Here is a 547-nt window from a genome sequence, read left to right on the forward strand (position 1 = left end):
GGTGCGGCCGGAGACGGCGGCACCGACGGCGAGCTGCGGCTGCACTCCACCGACGTGCCCGGCGGCGTCGTCCGGCTCCGCGTGGACGAGCTGGCCCCGCACGAGGGCCACGGCTGGGCGGCCTACCCGGCCGGTGTCGTCTGGGCCCTGCGCGAGGCGGGCCACCCCGTCACCGGCGCCGACATCCAGCTGACCTCCACCGTCCCCACCGGCGCCGGGCTCTCCTCGTCCGCCGCCCTCGAAGTGGTCACCGGCCTCGCCCTGAACGACCTCTTCGGGCTCGGGCTCGGCCACGCCGAGCTGGCGGTGCTCGCCCAGCGCGCGGAGAACGCCTTCGTCGGCGTCCCCTGCGGGGTCATGGACCAGATGGCGTCCGCCTGCTGCACCGAGGGCCACGCCCTGCACCTGGACACCCGCGACCTCGCCCAGCGCCAGGTGCCCTTCGACCTGGCCGCGCACGGGCTGCGGCTCCTGGTCGTCGACACCCGCGTCAAGCACGCGCTGGGCGACGGGGCGTACGCCGAGCGCCGGGCCGGCTGCGAGGAGG

1 protein-coding gene is annotated in these 547 nt (G+C 77.0%); it reads left to right on the top strand.

All coding sequences use genetic code 11. The annotated features are described in order from the left end of the window. Window positions 1-547: galactokinase (locus E6R62_RS38850; protein WP_368773888.1), on the top strand; the 547-nt coding region annotated here is incomplete at both ends.

The organism is Streptomyces sp. A1136 (assembly GCF_004795055.1).
Lineage (GTDB): Bacteria > Actinomycetota > Actinomycetes > Streptomycetales > Streptomycetaceae > Streptomyces.